This window comes from Bartonella sp. AA9NXGY (genome assembly GCF_042196845.1).
Lineage (GTDB): Bacteria > Pseudomonadota > Alphaproteobacteria > Rhizobiales > Rhizobiaceae > Bartonella.
The window spans coordinates 26,972-47,351 of the sequence record NZ_JBHIRB010000011.1 but is presented as its reverse complement, the minus strand read 5'-3'; the positions used below and the strand labels follow the sequence as shown (position 1 = coordinate 47,351).

The window sequence follows — 20,380 nt, the reverse complement described above, 5'->3', positions numbered from 1 at the left end:
TCTTGAAAACCCGAAACCCTAGCGTAAAAATAAACCCACTATGTGGGTATCCCGGAATTCCGGGAGATTTTGCTATGTCCAGGTGCTCCAAGCACTAAAAGCAAAATGCTGACTAGGGTTCAGTGTTTTCAAGCTCCCGGAATACCAATGCGAGGGCGCTCGCACCTGGAGGGGGAAAATGCAAGCTCAAAATCTTAATATTGATCTTTTTGTAGGCAAAAAAATTCGCTTTAGGCGAAAAGTGCTAAAAATGTCTCAAAAAACATTAGGGCATCATTTAGGTGTCACTTTCCAACAAATCCAGAAATATGAAAAAGGCTTAAATCGCGTGAGCGCAGGACGTTTAAAGGAAATTTCCGATATTTTGAATGTTCCACTTGCCTTTTTTTACACTGATATCATCAAAAAAGACAACACCCCGTACCATTATGATGAAATCGCCTCGAGCAAAGAGGAATATTTGCTTTTAAAAAGTTTTAGAGTCCTCACAGCTGTCAAGCAGAAAGCGATTTTAAACTTAATTTGTGATCAAAATTAAAACGCTTTAAAAGCATAGCTATAAAGTGCTACACACCCTATTCTTGTCTTTCTCCCCACACCCCAAAAGGATGCCCCCCTCCTCAAACCGGTTGATAAACGATCCGCCTTTTCAAAAATAGCTCCTTCTCAGCTTCCCATTTCATATGGTTCCTTTCACAAAATTATATAAACAAGCCCTCCCTTGAATATTCATCACACTCTCTTATCAAAACACCCCATGTATAAAGTTTTATGTCTTATATCACCACACCCGCAAACAATAGCGTTTTACAGCACAACAGAATAAGTATTTATCTGTATTTAAAGGGACTACCTTTTCGCTATGGACGCTCTATTTATTTTAAATGATGTACATTTAATATACCTGCTATTAAAGACTTAGTATCTGTTATAAAGTCTTAAAGGCATATTTTCCCTCTAAAATCTCAATGCTACACCAACTCTATCATAAGGCAAAACATTGATTTATAAAGACAATTTATTGTTTTACATGTTGAATGAGAATCCAGAATATCGTAAGATTCTTTCATTTCAGACTTGTTCCATGTTGAATCAACCAAAACTATATCTCTTGCAGGTTACAAGTGGGAAGAGGCGTATGGATAAAAACTATTAAGTAAGAATTAAAAATGCCTCAAACGAACCGTCTCAATTACCAAGAGCTGTAAGCAACACCCACAAGCTGACAAACTGTGTGATGGTGCAAGGCTTACTCCGTTATAAAGCGTAAAGATGGAGGTGCTCAATGGATTTACCCTTATACCATTTACGAACAGCGTCGCAAAATAGGCTTGGATACCTTGAGAGATATTTCTATAAGACAATGCTATCCAATTCTCTCATGATTATAATCCTCAATCTGATAAAGTTGAAACAAACAATAAGATTGCGAATATGATTTGGGGAGCTCATCTGAAAGATGAAAAATGATAAAAAATCCGCTATAACAATTGAAGAAGCGAGCATTCGTTGAGCCGTAACTTCTTTATTTTAGAATTTTTATATCACACTTTACTGTTGAGTAATATGTATTTATTAAAATACATGACCACGGTCTAGAGCATCAAGCTTTGGCGAGAAAAACATTTCAGTATCTGCTTGTAAGACATTTTGACAATTTTTAGATTCCTTAACAAATTGTCCTGAAAGAAAACACTTCGTTCCCCATTCTTCTCTTAATTTTGCATCTTTTTTAAAATCTTCTAGGCTATAGTTTTTTCACACCCCAAGACGAATAATAGAGTCATGCATAATAAATAATTTTTTTCATTTTACTCCTCTTTAAATACCTTATCTGTTAATATTATCCCCCCAAATGAGGGTTGAATTTTCACACTGTATGAGAATACAGCCTCACTATCCACTTGCTTGCTTTCAAAGTGAACACTCTGAGTAAAGTGACGCAAGAAGAGCTCACAATAGCCATCGTATGAGTTTGTCATAAAATACAATAAGAAGGGAAAGAGCCCAAACTGAATACAAACGATGAAATCAGAAGGCGCATTAATGCTTTTGTTCAACTGATTTCAAATAGTTACATTGCAATAGGCATCGCCCCTAGCCCTATAGAAAGCCTATGAGCATTATAATACTTAAATCTCACGATCAATGGACTATGCAGCCATAACAAAAAAGTATGAGCTCTTTTTACCTATTTGTATGTTGATTATTGTTCCTCCATCGAGGCCTAAATAGAAACGTTTTGTGATATATAGAAAACAATCAGCAATGCAAATCATTTTACGAAGATTTCTTCGTGTAGAGTCTATTTGAAATCCATCCATCATTTGGAAGTCTGAATTTAAAAGCAGATAATTATGAAAGCTTTTCAAGGAATGCAACAGATTGATCACTTTTAAAGAAGTAAAAAACGTGATCCAATCCTGAAGACAAAATTCTGATGAAAAAACTTTTGCTATGAATTCTTTTAAGGCATTGTGAAAGATTTTATCCATTATATCAAACGTTACACCATTTTTGGGTCTGTTTATTTTTTACTTTTATCAACACCGCTCTAGAAATCCGTTTCTTGAGCGTTTTTTATCGCCTCACTTCTCCTTCAAACACAAATACTCAAAAATGCTTTGCCACCAACAATGACATTTTCCTGCTTTTATAAAACACATAAGTAAAAATAGAGAAGTGATTTTGAAAGCAACCCTACCTTGAAAAGGGAATTACCATCCATTTACTTCCTAAACGAAAATAATCTCACCGTTTATTCAAATTTGCTCTACGATTTGGTACAATTTTATTGATAAAGTTTTCTCTATAAAAATTTAAGTAAATATGTTCGTTAAAACCAATCATGGACTAGCAAAGGGGTTATAGGATCCATTATCTCGCCGCCATTTTAAAGGTTCAGTGAAATCACTCGACCAAAGACCAATCTTATTGCCACGTGCTTTTTCTTCCGCATGATGATACTGGGCTGGAATAGAATTTTTCCCCTCTTTTGAGAGTACCAACATACCTTCTTTAAGACCTTCCTCAGCTAAATCAACCCCTTGAACAAAACATTGTGCATAATAAACACCATTGTGCATCAAAGCCTGTTTACAGGATAAATCCTGCCCAAGTGTTTTGGTGACAAGCCAAGCCGTTGTAACCGCACCACAGGGCCATTCTTGATCATTTAATCTTGCTTTTTGACGGGGTGCACATGTGTCCACACCATAAAGATGAATATCACGGGAGATATGTGAGCGCCAAGATTGTGCAGCAGGCGTCAGTAATTTAAATGTAACCCCACTTGTAACAGAAGCCTTACCATGAAAAACAACAGCATTATTTGCAACATCATTTAATGAAACACTCTTCTGCAAATCGAGAGCTGGTTCATTTTTTTCTAATTGCTGTTTGGTGATAGATCTACCCAACTTTTTTTCTTCTCGATAGAGATCGACAATATCTTGGATATCTTGCGTCTCAAATGTTTTAAGAATGCTGAAATCCATTTTATCTTTATATTGGCTTAATCCCCACACTGTGGCCCCCATAATGTAAATAATAACAATCAATTTAAATAGCATCTCTTAACACGCTCGCTCAAAAAATTCGTTTTTTTCCTATCATGTCAGATTATTGATCAGCAATCCCCTTGTTTTTAAAGAAAAAATCCAAATATAAGTGTTGCAGATTAACTACATTTTGTAAAGAATGATATTCTTTCTTTCATTATTTTAATATTGTTATTTTTACCAATATACACAACTTAAAATTGCCATTTTCATGTAACACAATCTCAATTTGAAAAGACTTCTGTCTCTTTACGAAGAAGAGCTTGAGAGTGAACAGATCCGCGATCAAGGCTTTTAAAACAAACAAACGAGAAGAATTAAACTGTCATCAAATGACAGCACTCTCTAGTTTGTTAGAGGCAATGGAATGTCGACATATGAACAAATATTATTTGTTAAAGAGAGGTAAAATGACAGATAATAGATTCCAAAACATCATTTTTATCGTGACCATGCTGCTTTTTACAGCATTGCTTGTATCAGATCCTTCTTATGCTGCTTCTACTGCTGGTGGAGGTGGTTTCGGGAAGCTCGATGGTGTTTTAGGCAACATTGTCGCAATGATGACGGGTCCAACGGCAAGACTCATTGCTATTATATGTGTTGCTGCTGTGGGGATTGGTTGGATGTACGGCTTTATTGATTTACGCAAAGCAGCTTACTGTGTTCTGGGGATTGCTATTGTTTTTGGTGCCCCCACTCTCGTCGGTAAATTAGCGGGCACAACATAAATGAACGAAGATACTCTTTTCCTTGCCTGTACGCGCCCGGCCATGTTTGCTGGTGTTACAATGGAAGCGATGGCGATCAATGTCATGGCGACATCCATTCTTTTCATTTTGACCAGTGATTTTACCATGTTTGGTCTTGGTATTGGGATGCACTTTATTTTGCGAGAAGTGACAAAGTACGATCACAATCAATTTCGCGTATTATTTGCATGGCTCAATACCCGAGGAAAACAAAAAAACCTCAACAGATGGGGAGGAGGTTCTACCTCCCCTTTACGCCTTATCCGCACGTATAAGGAACTAAGCTGAAGGAACGAAACTGGTGAAACAGATGTCAATAATGAAACGGGAAACTTTGCCTGAAGAATATATTCCCTATATACGCTACATCAACCAACATGTCGTTGCTTTAAATTCACGCTGTTTAATGGTTGTGATGGCTGTTGAAGGTATAAATTTCGACACTGCGGATATTGATCAATTAAATTCTTTACACAACCAATTAAACACCCTTTTAAAAAATATCGCAGATGAGCGGCTTGCTTTATATTCTCACATCATCCGCCGCCGTGAAACGATATACCCAGAGGGTCATTTTCTTTCATCTTTTGCAACAACATTAGATGAAAAATATAAAAAGAAAATGGTTTCGCAAGAACTGTATAGAAATGATCTATTTATTTCACTGCTTTGGAATCCGGCCGCGGATAAAACAGAAAAGCTGGTTTCATTTTTTCAGCGCTTGAGCAAAGCCAAGAAAACACAATCTGAGCCCGACGAGGAAGCTATTCGTAAACTCGAAGAGTTAAGTCAAGATCTTATGCAAGGTTTGGAAGAGTATGAAGTCCGTCTGCTATCCATCTATGAACATGAAGGACTTTTATTTGCCGAACAAAGTGAATTTCTCCACCAGCTAGTAGGGGGAAGACGTGAGCGTATTCCTCTCACATTTGGAACTATTGCTTCAACAATTTACTCGGATCGTGTTATTTTTGGGAAAGAAATTATCGAAATTCGCCATGAAAGCAATGAACGCTTTGTGGGCATGTTTGGATGGAAAGAGTATCCTTCTAAAACACGCCCAGGTATGACTGATGGTCTGCTTACGGTGCCATTTGAATTCATCTTAACACAATCCTTTGTCTTTAAAAGTAAGGCAGCCGCCAGTGCGATTATGAGCCGCAAACAAAATCAAATGATCAATGCAGCTGACCGTGCTAGCTCACAAATCGATGCACTGGATGAAGCGCTAGATGATTTAGAATCAAACCGTTTTGTTTTGGGAGAACACCACATTTCTTTAGCTGTTTTTGCTGATCATCCTAAAATATTGTCTGAAAACTTATCAAAAGCACGTTCCCATTTAACCAATGGAGGAGCCGTGATTGCCAGAGAAGATTTAGGATTGGAAGCAGCATGGTGGGCACAGCTTCCTGGAAACTTTAGCTATCGTGCGCGTTCAGGCGCCATTACCAGCAGAAATTTTGCCGCTTTATCGCCCTTCCATTCTTTCCCTGTTGGCAAACTGAACGATAATGTTTGGGGAGCTGCTGTCGCATTGCTAAAAACACAGGCTGGTTCACCTTACTATTTTAATTTTCATTATGGCGATCTTGGAAACACATTTGTTTGTGGTCCATCAGGATCTGGTAAAACAGTGATTGTTAATTTTCTTCTTGCACAATTACAAAAACACAATCCAACAATGGTTTTTTTTGATAAAGATCAAGGAGCAGAGATTTTTGTACGGGCTGGAGGAGGGAAATACAAACCTTTAAAAAATGGGCAGCCCACGGGTATTGCTCCCTTAAAGGGCATGGAATACACCGAAAAAAATAAAATCTTTCTTCGTAATTGGATCTTAAAGCTGGTGACCGCTGAAGGGCAAATCGTAACAGAAGAAGAGCGACAAGATATCGCCAAAGCCATTGATTCCTTGGAAAACTTACCCCCAACCCAGCGCTCTCTTGGTGCCCTTCAACTGTTTTTTGACAACACATCCAAAGAAGGAATTGCCATACGGCTGCAACGCTGGATTAGAGGCAATGATTTAGGATGGGTTTTTGATAATGACCAAGATGATCTCAATTTAAATGCGCAGTTCATTGGCTATGACATGACCGATTTCTTAGATAATGAAGAAATTCGGCGCCCCTTAATGATGTATCTCTTTCACCGCATTCTTGATCTGATTGATGGGCGGCGCATCATTATCGTCGTTGATGAATTCTGGAAAGCTTTAGAAGATGATTCATTTAAAGCTTTTGCGCAAGATCGGCTAAAAACAATTCGTAAACAAAATGGCATGATGCTCTTTGCAACACAAAGCCCTAAAGATGCTTTGAACTCAACAATCGCGCACACAATCATTGAGCAATGCCCCACCCAAATATTTTTTCCAAATCAAAAAGCAAATTACAATGATTATGTCGAAGCTTTCAAACTTACTGAGCGTGAATTTGAACTGATACAGTCAGAGTTAAGCAGAGAATCCCGTCGTTTTCTCATCAAACAAGGACAAAGTTCCGTCGTTGCAGAACTTAACTTACGTGGAATGAATGATGAGATCGCCGTTTTAAGCGGCACAACAAAAAACATTGAACTCATGAATGAAATTATCAACGAATATGGAGCTGCCCCTGACAAATGGCTGCCCATATTTTATCAAAGGAGAAAAAATCAATGAAAAAATATGGCTTAGTTACACTGTTATCTTTTTCTTTTATTTCTCATGCAATAGCGCAAACAACATCTGATGTGGATGAATATTATAAACAAGCACTCGAGAACACACAAAAATTAGATGCTGCAAAATCAGAAACAGCTGAAAACATTTATAAAAGCGCAACTGAAACTGCAAAAAAAATCAAAGACATAAGTCAACAACTTGAAAATATTAAATCAAAACCAGACACAAAACCAGAAGAATTGCAAGCCCTTCGACAAGATCTTCAAGTAAAGCTTTCTCTTCTTCAAGCCGATCTTCAAGTAGCTTCTTTAAAACTTCAGTCTCTTGATATGATTCAAGCAAGAGATACGAAGACAAAAGATGAATTACGTGAAGAAAAGGAACAAAAAAAGCATAAATATCTTGAGGCACAATTAAAAGAAAAAGAAAAAGAATTAAAAGAAAAACTTGAAAGTACAAGTACAAATGTCAGACTTTAGTTTTTCTCCCTTTGAAAGCGTTTCTGGGTATATTTTAAAACCCCTTGATAATGTGATGGACACGACGGTGAGTGGGCTGTCTTCTGCTATTTCAGCGCCCTTAAATCTCGCCGCAATCATTTTTATCTTTCTTTATGGCTATAATGTTATGACAGGTCGCGTTGCGCTTTCCATGCATAGTCTTCTCAATAATGTTGTTAAAATCGTTGTTGTTACAACAATGGCAACAAATGCGGATACATTTAATACTTATGTCAAGGATATTTTCTTCAATGATTTATCCAATGCTATTGGGAATGCGCTTAACAGTAATCCTGCAAGCTCCAATGTTTTTGATTATATTTTGTTAAAGGCAAGTTCGCGTTATCAAGAAGTCTTATACAATGCTTGGTTTTTTGAAAAGATCATTGTGGGTCTTCTTGGTTCTATCATGCTTCTCGCGGTTATTCTTTTTTGTATAGGTGGTTTTATTGTGCAAATGTTTGCACAAGTTGCACTCGTCATGATTATAGGTCTTGGGCCTCTATTCATTAGTTTGTATTTGTTCAATGCAACGCGAAAATACTCCGATGCATGGATTACAACTTTGATCAATTTTACCATTTTACAAGTTCTCGTAATCATGCTTGGAACCATTATATGTCAAGTTATCCTACAGGTTCTCAAAGTTTCATATGAATCAATTTACGTTCTTTTTCCCCCTGTCATCGTCATTTCGATCATAGGAGTTATTATCTTCCGTGCGCTTCCTGGTATTGCAACAGCGCTGGCCTCTGGCGGACCATACTTTAACGCTGGTGTCTCTTCAGGAGGACAGATTTTTACAATGCTTTCCAATGGTGCAAGAGCGAGTGGCAATGCAGTAAAAAGTGCCACTTCACAAATCTCAGGAGCTGCCGGTAACGCTGTTAGAAGTGCGGCAGGGGCGGCAGCAAAAGCAGGTAAATCTGGAGGCGGTCGTGGTCGATTTTAAGATAAAACACCTCTTTAAAAGAATAAGCATTTTTGTTTTTGCCTTGTGTGCGCCCTTTGGCGTACACGCCATGATCCTGTTCCAGATAAGATCTAACATCTTGGGTCTAACAATAAAACCAATCAAAACCTTGCATCACATAAACTTGTAAAAATGTTCAGAACAAAGGCTCTCATGCATTGTATTCCAAGATATTTGTGAGTTCAAAAAATGAAACGAAAAATAACTTTTGTTATGGTCCTAACAATCGCTCTTACTGGTTGTGCCTCTTTGAGTGGCCCTAAAAAACCACCACGCTGTAATGGCAAACATACACGCGCTTTAAATAAAGATAAGTGGAATTGGGACAATAAAAACATTGTCTACCCAGAAAAGAGTGTAAAGCCTGTTACCACTCCCATCATTCTCAATACTTTGGAAAGTGAAAAAGTAACAGCCAATTCAGCTTTATTAAAGCCGGTTATTCATGAAGCACGATCTGATAAAACTGTGGAGGTTATGCGTGAAAAGTGATGCCCTTGAAGAATATATAAAAGAAGCGCGCTCATTTGACATTGATCGCATGCATAGCATGCGCGTGCGGATGAAAATCTCCATGGCTTTAACAGTGCTTTTTGGATTGATGACAATTGCGCTGGCTTTAGCTGTCGCAGCTTTGACACCTTTGAAAACGGTAGAGCCTTTTGTTATCCGCGTTGATAACTCAACAGGTATTATTGATACTGTAAGCGCCCTAAAAGAATCCCCTAACGACTATGATGAAGCGATAACGCGTTATTTTGCCAGCCAATATGTTCGCGCTCGTGAAGGTTTTCAAGCATCAGAAGCAGAAAACAATTTTCGCTTAGTCTCTCTTTTATCTTCTCCAAAAGAACAAAACCGTTTTGCAAAATGGTACGCGGGCAATAATCCAGAAAGTCCGCAAAATATTTATCATAACATGATTGCTACGATCACAATCAAATCAATCTCCTTTATAAGTAAAGATCTTATCCAAGTTCGTTACTATAAAACGATCAGAGACTTGAATGAAAAAGAAAATATTTCCCATTGGATTTCAATCTTAAATTTTTCCTACGTGAACGCACACATTTCAACGTCTGATCGTCTTATCAACCCTCTTGGTTTTCAAGTATCGGAATATAGATCTGATCCAGAGGTAATAAAATGATCAGACTTTTACAAACAATCTCTTTAATTTTTACGATCACTGTCAGCTTTCACACAGCTCTCTCACTTGCGGAAACAGCGCCTGTCAGTGCACGTAAAGATAACCGCATCAGATTTGTCAATTATGACCCCTACAACGTCGTACAAATCATTGGCTCCATTCGCTCTTCGGTTCAACTAGAATTTGCCGTTGATGAAGAAGTAACCTATGTAGGAATTGGAAATTCGGTTGCTTGGCAAGTTGCACCGGCTGGACACTTTGTTTTTCTCAAACCACGTGAAGTTCAGCCTGTGACAAATTTACAAATTGTCACAAGCCGCCAAGATGGAACACAACGCTCTTATCAATTCGAGCTACAAGTCCGTGAAGGCGATGTTTCAGCCGGCAATGAGACGTATTTCTTGGTAAAGTTTCGTTATCCAGAAGATGAAGCCTTACGTAAGAAATTAGCCGAAGCAGAAAAAGAAAAACAACGTGAAGAAAACTTTGTCAATGATATTTTAAATATCCATGAAGATTTTGGACCACGCAATTGGGCTTATGAAGCTCAAGGCTCATCTCTTATTGAACCTGCTTCTGTCTATGATAATGGGAAAACAACAACCTTTACCTTTTTAGGCAACATTGAAATCCCTGCCATTTACATTGTATCGCCTGATGGGCAAGAAGCGCTTATTCCCAAATCGATTAAAGGCAACAAGGTTATTGTTCATGCAACAGCTGCACAATTCACGCTACGACGTGGGAATGAAGTATTGTGCATCTTTAACAAAAGGTTCGTACCAAAAGGAATTAATCCTGAAACAGGTACGACATCACCATCTGTACAACGTAAAGTGAACCTAGGAAGCAGCCATGAATAACACCGTGGATGAAAAAAGCATTAATGATCGCGATACAATAAAAAATGCTCAAGGGAAAAGTCAACAGAACAATGTGGGGAAAGCTATTGCTCTTATTATTCTTTTCAGTGTCTGTCTTTATTTAGCCTATTCAACACTTGTTACAGACAAAAAGCAACCAATTGAATCTTCAAAAGAAGGAAAAGTTATAAAACAAACAGAGCTTTTTCATCCTGCAAAGCCTACCCCTCCCCCCTTTGAACAGCCTCAACGAAATAACGCTCTATTACCAAAAGTCGAGCTACCAACACCAAACATCAATCAATTAAATTCTGATGACTCACTGCTGGAGGCAGCACAACGTGCTCCTGTATTAGCTTATGCAAGTACACAACAAGGCAAAATAGATTCACAAACAAATAATGGTGCTTTGCCTCACCAACTTGAAAGCAAACCTGATGAAACGACACAACGTTTTAATCATCTTCTCAAACCCACAGTGCTTGAAGGTATTCGTGCTTCAACCCTTGGCAATCGAAACTACATCATCGCGATGGGAACTTCTATTCCTTGTATTTTAGAAACAGCCATCAACAGTGATCAACAAGGTTTTGCCAGTTGTATCATCTCCAGAGATATCTTATCAGACAATGGTCGTGTTGTGCTTCTTGATAAAGGCACCCAAATTGTTGGTGAATATCGCGCCGGATTGAAAAAAGGCCAAACACGTCTCTTTGTACTATGGAATAGAGCAAAAACCCCCAATGGTATCATTATATCTTTAGCTTCACCGGCAACGGATGCTTTAGGGCGTTCTGGTATGGATGGAGATATTGATAACCATTGGCTCGAGAGGATTGGGTCTGCGCTTCTTGTCTCACTAATAAAAGATGCAACACACTATGCCAATAAACGTTTATCAAAAAAACAGGAAAAAGAAGAAACTGAAACAATCTCTTCAGGACAAAACATCGCAAACATTCTCGTAGAAAATTACGCCAATATTCCTCCAACATTATCCAAAAACCAAGGGGAAATGGTGAATATCTTTGTTGCCCGCGATTTAGATTTTTCCAGCGTTTATAAATTGAAAGTCATCGAAAACAAAAAACAGATTATCAATCGAGCTGTTTCAAGAAACTTTTACAAAAATTCGGCGGTAACTTTAGAATGAACTCAAACTTACATACCATGAGCGATGAAACCGTTGCGATTGTTCTCACAAAACTTGAACCCATCAGTGCTTTTTTGAAAGATGATAGACTCTTTGAAATTGTTATCAATCGTCCCTATCAAGTCATGATTGAAGGATTTGATGGATGGAAAACAATAGAAGCACCGGGGCTCTCTTTTAATGAGCTTATGGGGATTGCGAAAGTTGTAGCATCCTATTCCAAGCAAAACATATCGGACAAAAACCCAATATTATCTGCAACGCTACCAGGCAATGAGCGTATTCAAATTGTCATTCCACCCGCTGTCGAAAAAGACACGATTAGTATGACAATTCGCAAACCGTCATCGCAGAGTTTTTCTCTCGAAGAGCTCGCAAATAAGGGCCTCTTCTCGCTCTGTGAACAGGTCTCTTTCACGCCCTTGCATGACTATCATTCTCGTTTTAACGAACTCAAAATCATCGAGCATAACTTAGCTCATGCCTACTGTAATAAAGACTTTGTCTCTTTTTTAAATCAAGCTGTAGCATGCCAGAAAAATATTTTAATTGCGGGAAAAACCGGTTCGGGTAAAACAACATTATCAAAAGCATTAATCGCCAAAATCCCTCAAGAAGAGCGTATTATCACCATTGAAGACACGCAAGAATTGGTGATACCACACCCTAACCATGTCTCAATGTTCTATTCAAAAGATGGACAAGGCTTAGCCTCCGTTGGCCCCAAAGAGTTGCTTGAATCATCTTTACGGATGCGTCCTGATCGTATTCTTTTGCAAGAACTTCGAGATGGTACAGCCTTTTATTATATCCGCAATGTCAATTCAGGCCATCCAGGTTCCATTACGACGGTTCACGCATCAACAGCCCTTGCAGCCTTTGAGCAGATGACCCTTTTGGTCAAAGAAAGTGAAGGCGGTGGTGATTTAGAGCGTGATGATATTCGAGGCCTGTTGATTTCAATGATTGATATCATCATCCAATGCAAACGGATTGAAGGAAAATTTAAGGTCACAGAAATTTATTACGATCCCTTCAAACAACGAAACATCTTTGGAGGTGACTAAAAGAAGATCACACCGGCTGCCAAAGGTTCTTTTAAAGCAACGATTGCAAATAAGAGAAAAAATGCATGAAAATCAACGAAACAGAAAATAGAGAAAACCTTTTATCGATGACAGAAGAAGAATTAAAAAAACGCCGTGAAGCCGTTGAAGCAGCCATCAGCACCCATGCGATAGAGGGAGTAGCGCTTCATCCTACAACACTCAAAATTTTAGAAGAATACGCAAAGGGGAATATTTCACTCGAGGAATTTAACACTCTTATGGATAACGTAAAATTATAAGGAAGCTACAATGCCAAAAGCAAAAGCAAAGACAAAAAATATACAGACAGTTTCTCCCCATCATTATGTCTACCCAAACACCACAACACTCAAAAATAAATATGGAATAAAAGACTTAAAATCCTTTCTGGAGAAATGCTCACATGATACAGCAGAAGCAATGGTTAATCTGCGTGAAGCCCCCTTACCAGAAAAGTTTGATAGCTCCTATCTATGCTCTATTCATCACCACTTATTTAAAAATACCTTTGAATGGGCTGGATATCTGCGCCATCTCCCCTTTACATTTGAAGATGGCACCACAGCCGCCATGCCCGAAATGAAAAGAACAGGATGGGAAAATCCTTTTGCACTCGGCGATGAAATCCAAGACGGTTTACAAAAATTAGATCAAACGCTTGCCGAAAAAGATAATTTGCAAGGCTTAACACGTGAGAAATTTAACGCTGAAGCAATAAGCTTATTTAACTTCCTTCACCAACTCCATCCTTTTAGGGGAGGAAATGGACGTACACAACGGGTCTTTTTTGAAAATCTCGCCAAAGCCGCAGGGCATCAGCTTGACTTTTCACTTGTTACAAAAGAACGCATGATGCTCGCCAGTGTTGCTGTAGCAGAAAATGGTGACCTAGAGCCAATGCAACATCTGTTTGAAGATATCTCTAATCCCAATAAAATACTTCTTTTAAAGGAATTCATGAACAACATGAAAGAACTTGGGCGCAATGTTAATGATCGTCCTGTTATGGTTGCAAAAGAAGGTGAAACTTACACAGGTACCTATAGGGGTGCTGGTTATGATAGCTTTGCTTTCAATGTGAAAGGCGCTTACATCATCGGCAATAAAGAACAGCTCACGCCAGAACAACTCAAAACATTAAAACCTGGTGATAGATTTACTTTTACCGTTCCCAAAACAAAAAAGCTTGAAAGCATTCTCATTCCACAAGAAAGATTAGCCCCTTTGACAGAAAATGAAACGGCCCAAATGGTTGCAGAAGATTCTTGTGTCCACGCAAGCCTAAAACAGGTTCAGCAATTGTCAAAAATTGTTTATGGTAGTACAAAAATATTAGACAAACAGATGGTAGAAATCATCAAAAATCCAAACTTAGGCCAACCGCTCGCCAACCAGATTGAAAGAGCACCGCACTCTATTTCTCATCTTGCCGGTTTCAGTTTATGTGGACTACAAAATCAGGCACGTGCAAACGCTAAAAATCATCTTGAGATGCTCTGTACTGCCGTTGTAAATTTTGCCCATGCAGTGAGACATGCTGAAAAGGAAATTACGCAAGAACATGCAACAGAACAAAGTCGCCTTGCAAAAATGGTAGAAATGCCAAGTCAAAGCTTGCAAAACCTCTTCGCCTTGCCAAAAGAATTACAGCAAGAAGCTTTAGCAAAAAATCCTTTATGTCAAAAAGAGCTCAGCAACTTTGTAAAAAAGATCAACACCCGTCTCTCACCAAATGAACATAACGCAGTTCAAAATAATGATTATGGAACATTGACTCAAAGCATTGGTGTATCAGAAAATAAAGCCAAACAAATTACACAAATTATTAAGCAAACCAAAGAAGTACACCAGCAAGCACAAGTATGCACAATGCACCGTTCCAAAGCATTCGCTATGGCCTGCTAAGAATAGACAAAAGCTTCCTCCTTAATGAGAAAGGCTCATAAACGAAAACTGTTTGGCGTTATCTGCACCTTTGCAAAAAGAGATGAGAGTTCATATCACACACCTGGAAAAGAGCACTTCGCAACATATTCTGACAGAATTGAAAGTAAAATACAATGAAATATACCAAAACACAAATGGTACTCATTTTAACACCGATCGCTTTAGGTGCTTTAACGATATTCCTTGTCCCTCATTTTTTATTGTTTATAACAAATGGACTAAAAAGCGATCAAATTTATTGGACACTTCGTTCTGAGCCTTTATTAGTCTTAGCACTAACGGCTGCTGTTTCATTGTTGTATAGTCTCTCGCAAAAACTGCACCTGCGTAAAATGATCACTTTTGTCTCCGTTGTCTTTTTTGGAACAACCGCTCTTTACTATATTAGTGGTGAAATAAAACGTTTAAGTCCCTATGTTGGCCAACAAGGAATAACATGGGGCTATGCTCTTCAATTCATGGACCCCATGGTTGTTTTTGGCATCATCATTGGTGTTTTTTTTTCCATCATTCAATTCGTAACAACCCTTCCCCCTAAAAGTAAGGTCAAGCGTGCAAAAAAAGGTATTTTTGGTGAGGCCGCTTGGATGAATTTAAGAGAGGCAGCAAAAATCTTTCCTGCCAATGGGCAAATTGTTGTGGGTGAAAGATACCGTGTCGATCAAGATAATGTGTGCAACATTCCCTTTGCACCTAGCAATAAAACAACATGGGGAAAGGGTGGAACAGCCCCTTTGCTAACCTTTAATCTTGATTTTGGTTCAACTCATATGATCTTTTTTGCTGGTTCTGGTGGCTATAAAACAACAAGTACAGTAGTTCCCACGTGTTTAACCTATCCAGGGTCTATTATTTGTCTTGATCCTTCAACAGAAGTTGCCCCAATGGTCAAATTTGCGCGTCAAAAAATGGGAAATAGAAATGTCATTGTTCTCGATCCCAACTCATTGTTAACAAAAAACTTTAATGTCATCGATTGGCTTTTAGACGACAGCGTACCACGCACACAACGCGAAGCGAATATTGTAAGCTTTTCAAAGTTGCTTCTTACAGATAAAAAATCAGACAATTCTTCAGCGGAATATTTCTCAACACAAGCCCATAATCTATTAACAGCTCTTCTTGCTCATGTTGTATTTTCTGATGAATATGAAGACAGCGAGCGCAATTTAAAAACATTGCGTGGTATTCTCTCTCAATCAGAAACAGCTGTTGTTAATCAATTACGCATGATTCAAGAAACAACACCTTCTCCTTTTATTCGTGAAATGGTTGGTATTTTTACAGAAATGGCAGAACAAACCTTTTCAGGGGTTTATACCACCGCCTCAAAAGACACCCAATGGCTTTCTTTATCCAATTATGCAGATCTTGTCTGCGGAGATGATTTTTTTTCCTCAGATATTACCAATGGCAATACAGATGTTTTTCTCAATCTCCCCGCAAGCATTTTAAACAGTTATCCAGCTATTGGACGTGTGATTATTGGCGCCTTTCTCAATGCCATGGTTACAGCAGACGGTAACTATAAAAAGCGTGTTTTATTTGTCTTAGATGAAGTTGATCTTTTAGGCTATATGAATATTTTAGAAGAAGCCCGCGACCGTGGACGTAAATACGGTACATCCTTGATGCTCTTCTATCAATCCTCTGGCCAGTTGGTCAACCACTTTGGAGAAGCAGGAGCACGTTCATGGTTTGAAAGTTGTTCCTTTGTCAGCTATGCTGCCATTAAAGATCTCCAAACTGCCAAAGACATTTCAGAACGCTGTGGTCAAATGACCGTTGAAGTAACCGGAACGAACAAATCAAGAGGCTTATCTTTAGGAAAAAGTTCATACAACGTCAATTACCAACAAAGAGCCCTGATTTTACCCCATGAGGTTATTCAAGAAATGCGTCAAGATGAACAAATTATTCTTATGCAAGGACAACCCCCTTTACGTTGTGGACGCGCCATCTATTTCAGAAGAAAAGAAATGTTAGCCGCAGCTGCAAAAAACCGCTTTGCTCCACAAAAGAAAAACTAAAAAACACCCTCTAATGGAGGCCATGCATCAAAACAAAAACATCAAAGGATAAAAGCAGAGATTCTATCTCATAAAAGCCTATAAAGAAGGAATTCCCGCTTGATACAACAAGAAAAATATGGGGAAAAGTCTTTAAATGATGGTATTATGCCTGTGCTTACCAATGCCAATTTTCTTTATAAAGCACTCTCCTCATCTCCAAATAATAAATACCAATCATATCTATGCCTTGAGAATCCTATCAGGAAACTTTTGAAGGCACCGCTTTTATAGGGAAATTTTTCTACAAAAAAATTAAAAGACAATATGCATGAAAACAACCCAAATGAACCATTCTCTCTCAGTAAAAGAAAAAAGTGCCAAGATAAAGATTGATACACTCAAAAACACCTACGAATTTGAGGGATTTTTTCCTCACCCAAGTCTCAACATCTCAAAACAATATGCGTGGGGGATTTTCAAACAAAAAGTTTAACACACTCTCATAGACAATGTAACATTATAAGGAATATAACAATGCCCAAAGCAAAAGAAAAAACAAAAGGAATTCCCTCACCCCATAATTATATCTATCTTGGTACCCAAATTCTCAAAAATAGATATGGAGAAACAGATTTAAAACGCTTTCTGGAAAAATGCTCACATGATAGGCAAAAAGCCATGATCAATCTGCGTGCAGAACCCCTGCCAGAATATTTTAATTCAACTTATCTATGCCATATCCACCAACAATTGTTTAAAAATACCTTTGTATGGGCTGGACATCTGCGCCATATCCCCTTCGCATTTACAGACGATAGCATTGCCGCCATGCCAGAAATGAAAAGAATGGAATGGGGCAATAATTTTGCAACCGGTGAAGAAATCCCTGAACTCTTACAAAAATTAGATCAAACGCTTGCCGAAAAAGACAATTTGCAAGGCTTAACACGCGAAGAATTTGTCAAGGAAGCAACGAGTCTATTTTATACTCTTCACAAAATCCACCCATTCATAGATGGCAATGAGCACACAGAACAAGTCTTTTTTGAAAATCTTGCCAAAGCTGCAGGACATCAGCTTGACTTTTCGCTTGTCACACAAAAACGTATGATGGCTGCCTGTAGCGAAGCAATGCAATATAGCAATACACAACTGTTGAAAGATCTTTTTGAGGATATCTCCAATCCCCCCAAAATACGTCTTTTAAAAGAATTTATGGACCACATAAACAATACGGGACGCAACGTGGATGATCGCCTTGTTATGGCAACAAAGGCAGGAGAAACCTATATAGGAACTTATAAAGGTTGTTATTCAGAAGGTTTTATACTCGATATGCAAGGAACTTACATCATTGGTAGCAAAGATGATCTCACACCAGAACGATTAAAAACACTAAAACCTGGTGATATCATTACCTTTACCGCCCCCAACAGCAAAGAGCTTGAAAACACGCTTATTCCAAAAGAAACATTAGCGCCTCTCACAAAAAGTGAATGTGCCAAAACAGTTGCGCTAGATAGTTACGTTCTCAAAGCTCAAAAGCAAGTCCGAGCTTACGCAAAAGCTGTTTATGGTGACGCAAACGTATTAAACGAACAGATAGAAGAGATTATTAAAAATCCAGAATTAGGCAGACAGTTTGCTAATCAGATTAAACAGGCACCGCACTCTGTTTCTCCTCTTGCAGGTTTTAGTATATGCGGTCTACAAAATCCGGCACGTGTACACGCTCGAAATTATCTTGATGTGTTCTCTCTTGCAATTGAGAATTATGTGTATACTGTAGAAGCTACCTATAATATAGTCACTCGAGACCATAAAATTAAACAAGAACGCCTTGGAAAAGCGGTAGAGAATCCCAGTCAAAACTTGCAAAATATTTTTGCTTTATCACCGGAAAAACAAAGAGAAATCTTGTCTCAATCTCCTCAATTACACCAAGAGCTCCGTACTTTTATAAACAGTTTAGAACATCGTCTCTCATCAAACGAATGTAGTGCGATCACAAACAAAGATTATGAAACACTTGCACAAAGTATTGGTATATCAGAACAGAAAGCACGAGAAATTACCGACATTGTTCAAAAAGCAAGGAACACTCATAGCCAATTCTACACACGCACACAAAATCGTTCAAATACACTTGCTATGGCCAACTAAAAAATATGAAACTTTGTTTTTTTGATTTAAACACCTATGTGAAAGAGATATTTTAATATTCTTATCATACATGCAAAAAACAGACTACTTAAGCGCCCTACCACCAATTTTGCACATAGCATATACACCATATCCAAAGCAATTGGACAGGATAATTGTTAATTCCTTTTAAACGTCATGATTACTACCGACGAAAGCTACAAAAGCCTATTTTATTTGTCTTAGATGGAGTCGATTTTCGTGGTTATATGAATATTTTAAAAAGAGCACTCATTTTACCCCACGAAGTTATTCGAGAAATGCGTCAAGATGAACAAATTATTCTGATGCAAGGCTCCCCTTCGCGATGTGGTTGCGCCATCTATTTCAGAAGGAAAGAAATGTTAGCCGCAGCTGCAAAAAACCGCGTTGCTCCACAAAAGAAAAACTAACTTCTTATTATGAGATCTTGACTATGAAAAGACCAACCACAAAAAAAACATACATTTCTATTTTTTTAAAACCCGTTAACAAAAAGTTTTTGACCGCTTCTTCATACATAAGGAAAACATGATAAAAAATCCGTGTTTTTTCCTTTTTGTATTTTGTGTATCGTTTTACCAATACCCATCGTCTTTACAAGAAAGTCCCCCCCCTCAAATCACCTATAACCAAACCAACATTTCCACTTGAGAGCGTCCTGAAAATACATTCCTACAAAGCTTTTTGTTTATAATTTATCCCCTACAAACAAGCAAAAACATTTCACAACGCTAATCACCAATATCAAGACTTAAGAAAAAAAAACGGTTGATCTTTGAGACAACAACTCTCAAAACACCTACACTCAAGAACATCGATTTTTCCCAAAAAATATTTAAGATATACATCAAAATGAATAAATCATTCTTATACAAGCTTTTCCCTCTTTACGATATCATAAAGTGTTCTATTTTAATGATAAAGCGCTGAAAAAGGCTTTTCTCCCCAACCAAAGAAAGGGTTTCCTCTCTTATGGATCTTAAAGCAGCGCAATATAATAAGAGCAACAATACAAAAATAAAAAACATTTTGTTGCAAAAATACACAAAAGAGATGTTCGTATGGCAAGATATTCATATGGAACAATAAGAAAAACATAATGGAGAAAAATTTTTGATGACTGCTTTTACCCATAGATTCACCAATCTGAGAGCTGTGTATGAAAAGTACCAGCACCATCCGCTAACCAAGAGCGATTACACCCGCTATATCCACGCTCCTCATCAAAGCGCTCTTGCAAACAACTTTGTTAAAGGAAAAAACAATTTTAAGCAACATTTTTCTTTTTGACCTCTTCCTTACACCTCAAAAAACGAAGACTTTACCCAGAGTCAATTTATAGAAAATCCATTTTCTGACTACTTATGGGATTCATATCAGCGTCCTAAATACCAGCATTTTACAGTACAAGATAATAAACAAAGGAAACATCAGAAAAGCTTTTCAAAAGCATCACAAAACGATTGATACATCCCATACACTGGAGGGAAAAGTGCTCCCTCTCATAACAACCAAAATCTCAAAAGAATA

Annotated in this window: 16 protein-coding genes and 2 pseudogenes; 16 read left to right on the top strand and 2 right to left on the bottom strand. The window is 38.0% G+C overall.

Annotation, left to right across the window (positions count from 1 at the left end):
* Nucleotides 1-178: 178 nt before the first annotated feature.
* Entirely contained in the window at nucleotides 179-538 is a 360-nt protein-coding gene (locus tag ACFIM6_RS06770; RefSeq protein WP_375612196.1) for a helix-turn-helix domain-containing protein, read from the top strand.
* A gap of 1,037 nt (nucleotides 539-1,575) precedes the next feature.
* Here the strand turns inward: ACFIM6_RS06770 and ACFIM6_RS06765 are convergent.
* Together ACFIM6_RS06765 and ACFIM6_RS06760 are read right to left on the bottom strand one after the other, a co-directional pair.
* A pseudogene (locus ACFIM6_RS06765) lies at nucleotides 1,576-1,698 on the bottom strand (hypothetical protein); the annotation flags it as partial.
* A 1,148-nt stretch (nucleotides 1,699-2,846) separates the two neighbouring features.
* Nucleotides 2,847-3,572, bottom strand: a complete 726-nt coding sequence (locus ACFIM6_RS06760) for a hypothetical protein (RefSeq protein WP_375612195.1) — start codon at nucleotides 3,570-3,572, stop codon at nucleotides 2,847-2,849.
* A gap of 398 nt (nucleotides 3,573-3,970) precedes the next feature.
* Between ACFIM6_RS06760 and ACFIM6_RS06755 the strand changes: the two genes are divergently transcribed.
* The 15 genes and pseudogenes from ACFIM6_RS06755 to ACFIM6_RS06685 all read left to right on the top strand — a co-directional run.
* Complete coding sequence (locus tag ACFIM6_RS06755; RefSeq protein WP_375610628.1) at nucleotides 3,971-4,291, top strand: TrbC/VirB2 family protein; 321 nt, start codon at nucleotides 3,971-3,973, stop codon at nucleotides 4,289-4,291.
* On the top strand, nucleotides 4,292-4,600 hold the full coding sequence (locus ACFIM6_RS06750; protein ID WP_375610595.1) for a type IV secretion system protein VirB3: 309 nt from the start codon (nucleotides 4,292-4,294) through the stop codon (nucleotides 4,598-4,600).
* 22 nt (nucleotides 4,601-4,622) lie between these two features.
* The gene (locus ACFIM6_RS06745; protein WP_375612194.1) at nucleotides 4,623-6,977 is read left to right on the top strand and encodes a VirB4 family type IV secretion/conjugal transfer ATPase; all 2,355 of its coding nucleotides are present in this window, start codon (nucleotides 4,623-4,625) and stop codon (nucleotides 6,975-6,977) included.
* Nucleotides 6,974-7,459, top strand: coding sequence for a type IV secretion system protein VirB5 (locus ACFIM6_RS06740; protein WP_375612193.1), 486 nt, complete (start codon nucleotides 6,974-6,976; stop codon nucleotides 7,457-7,459). Before ACFIM6_RS06745 ends, ACFIM6_RS06740 begins: the two co-directional genes overlap by 4 nt.
* Complete coding sequence (locus ACFIM6_RS06735) at nucleotides 7,446-8,432, top strand: type IV secretion system protein (protein WP_375610597.1); 987 nt, start codon at nucleotides 7,446-7,448, stop codon at nucleotides 8,430-8,432. Before ACFIM6_RS06740 ends, ACFIM6_RS06735 begins: the two co-directional genes overlap by 14 nt.
* 210 nt (nucleotides 8,433-8,642) lie before the next feature.
* Entirely contained in the window at nucleotides 8,643-8,945 is a 303-nt protein-coding gene (locus tag ACFIM6_RS06730; protein ID WP_375610598.1) for a type IV secretion system protein VirB7, read from the top strand.
* Complete coding sequence (locus ACFIM6_RS06725) at nucleotides 8,899-9,603, top strand: virB8 family protein (RefSeq protein ID WP_375610599.1); 705 nt, start codon at nucleotides 8,899-8,901, stop codon at nucleotides 9,601-9,603. The genes ACFIM6_RS06730 and ACFIM6_RS06725 overlap by 47 nt, the downstream gene beginning before the upstream one ends.
* The gene (gene virB9, locus ACFIM6_RS06720; RefSeq protein ID WP_375612192.1) at nucleotides 9,600-10,466 is read left to right on the top strand and encodes a P-type conjugative transfer protein VirB9; all 867 of its coding nucleotides are present in this window, start codon (nucleotides 9,600-9,602) and stop codon (nucleotides 10,464-10,466) included. The genes ACFIM6_RS06725 and virB9 overlap by 4 nt, the downstream gene beginning before the upstream one ends.
* On the top strand, nucleotides 10,459-11,619 hold the full coding sequence (gene virB10, locus ACFIM6_RS06715) for a type IV secretion system protein VirB10 (RefSeq protein WP_375612191.1): 1,161 nt from the start codon (nucleotides 10,459-10,461) through the stop codon (nucleotides 11,617-11,619). The genes virB9 and virB10 overlap by 8 nt, the downstream gene beginning before the upstream one ends.
* Entirely contained in the window at nucleotides 11,616-12,686 is a 1,071-nt protein-coding gene (gene virB11, locus ACFIM6_RS06710) for a P-type DNA transfer ATPase VirB11 (RefSeq protein WP_375612190.1), read from the top strand. Before virB10 ends, virB11 begins: the two co-directional genes overlap by 4 nt.
* A gap of 65 nt (nucleotides 12,687-12,751) precedes the next feature.
* The gene (locus ACFIM6_RS06705) at nucleotides 12,752-12,967 is read left to right on the top strand and encodes an antitoxin VbhA family protein (RefSeq protein ID WP_375612189.1); all 216 of its coding nucleotides are present in this window, start codon (nucleotides 12,752-12,754) and stop codon (nucleotides 12,965-12,967) included.
* A 10-nt stretch (nucleotides 12,968-12,977) separates the two neighbouring features.
* Nucleotides 12,978-14,612 (top strand): BID domain-containing T4SS effector, encoded by a 1,635-nt coding sequence (locus tag ACFIM6_RS06700; protein ID WP_375612188.1) that lies wholly within the window; start codon nucleotides 12,978-12,980, stop codon nucleotides 14,610-14,612.
* A gap of 155 nt (nucleotides 14,613-14,767) precedes the next feature.
* A complete protein-coding gene (gene traG / locus ACFIM6_RS06695; protein WP_375612187.1) occupies nucleotides 14,768-16,684 on the top strand; it encodes a Ti-type conjugative transfer system protein TraG in 1,917 nt (638 codons plus the stop codon).
* A gap of 516 nt (nucleotides 16,685-17,200) precedes the next feature.
* Nucleotides 17,201-18,829, top strand: a complete 1,629-nt coding sequence (locus tag ACFIM6_RS06690; RefSeq protein WP_375612186.1) for a BID domain-containing T4SS effector — start codon at nucleotides 17,201-17,203, stop codon at nucleotides 18,827-18,829.
* Between the two features lie 248 nt (nucleotides 18,830-19,077).
* Nucleotides 19,078-19,260 (top strand): annotated as a pseudogene (locus tag ACFIM6_RS06685) (type IV secretory system conjugative DNA transfer family protein); the annotation flags it as partial.
* Nucleotides 19,261-20,380: the final 1,120 nt, after the last annotated feature.

Coding starts and splice junctions, on each gene's coding strand:
- ACFIM6_RS06705 (WP_375612189.1), top strand. CDS start 12,752: ATGAAAATCAACGAAACAGAAAATAGAGAAAACCTTTTATCGATGACA.
- virB9 (WP_375612192.1), top strand. CDS start 9,600: ATGATCAGACTTTTACAAACAATCTCTTTAATTTTTACGATCACTGTC.
- traG (WP_375612187.1), top strand. CDS start 14,768: ATGAAATATACCAAAACACAAATGGTACTCATTTTAACACCGATCGCT.
- ACFIM6_RS06725 (WP_375610599.1), top strand. CDS start 8,899: ATGAAGCACGATCTGATAAAACTGTGGAGGTTATGCGTGAAAAGTGAT.
- ACFIM6_RS06735 (WP_375610597.1), top strand. CDS start 7,446: ATGTCAGACTTTAGTTTTTCTCCCTTTGAAAGCGTTTCTGGGTATATT.
- ACFIM6_RS06730 (WP_375610598.1), top strand. CDS start 8,643: ATGAAACGAAAAATAACTTTTGTTATGGTCCTAACAATCGCTCTTACT.
- ACFIM6_RS06750 (WP_375610595.1), top strand. CDS start 4,292: ATGAACGAAGATACTCTTTTCCTTGCCTGTACGCGCCCGGCCATGTTT.
- ACFIM6_RS06770 (WP_375612196.1), top strand. CDS start 179: ATGCAAGCTCAAAATCTTAATATTGATCTTTTTGTAGGCAAAAAAATT.
- virB10 (WP_375612191.1), top strand. CDS start 10,459: ATGAATAACACCGTGGATGAAAAAAGCATTAATGATCGCGATACAATA.
- ACFIM6_RS06745 (WP_375612194.1), top strand. CDS start 4,623: ATGTCAATAATGAAACGGGAAACTTTGCCTGAAGAATATATTCCCTAT.
- ACFIM6_RS06690 (WP_375612186.1), top strand. CDS start 17,201: ATGCCCAAAGCAAAAGAAAAAACAAAAGGAATTCCCTCACCCCATAAT.
- ACFIM6_RS06755 (WP_375610628.1), top strand. CDS start 3,971: ATGACAGATAATAGATTCCAAAACATCATTTTTATCGTGACCATGCTG.
- ACFIM6_RS06740 (WP_375612193.1), top strand. CDS start 6,974: ATGAAAAAATATGGCTTAGTTACACTGTTATCTTTTTCTTTTATTTCT.
- virB11 (WP_375612190.1), top strand. CDS start 11,616: ATGAACTCAAACTTACATACCATGAGCGATGAAACCGTTGCGATTGTT.
- ACFIM6_RS06760 (WP_375612195.1), bottom strand. CDS start 3,572: ATGCTATTTAAATTGATTGTTATTATTTACATTATGGGGGCCACAGTG.
- ACFIM6_RS06700 (WP_375612188.1), top strand. CDS start 12,978: ATGCCAAAAGCAAAAGCAAAGACAAAAAATATACAGACAGTTTCTCCC.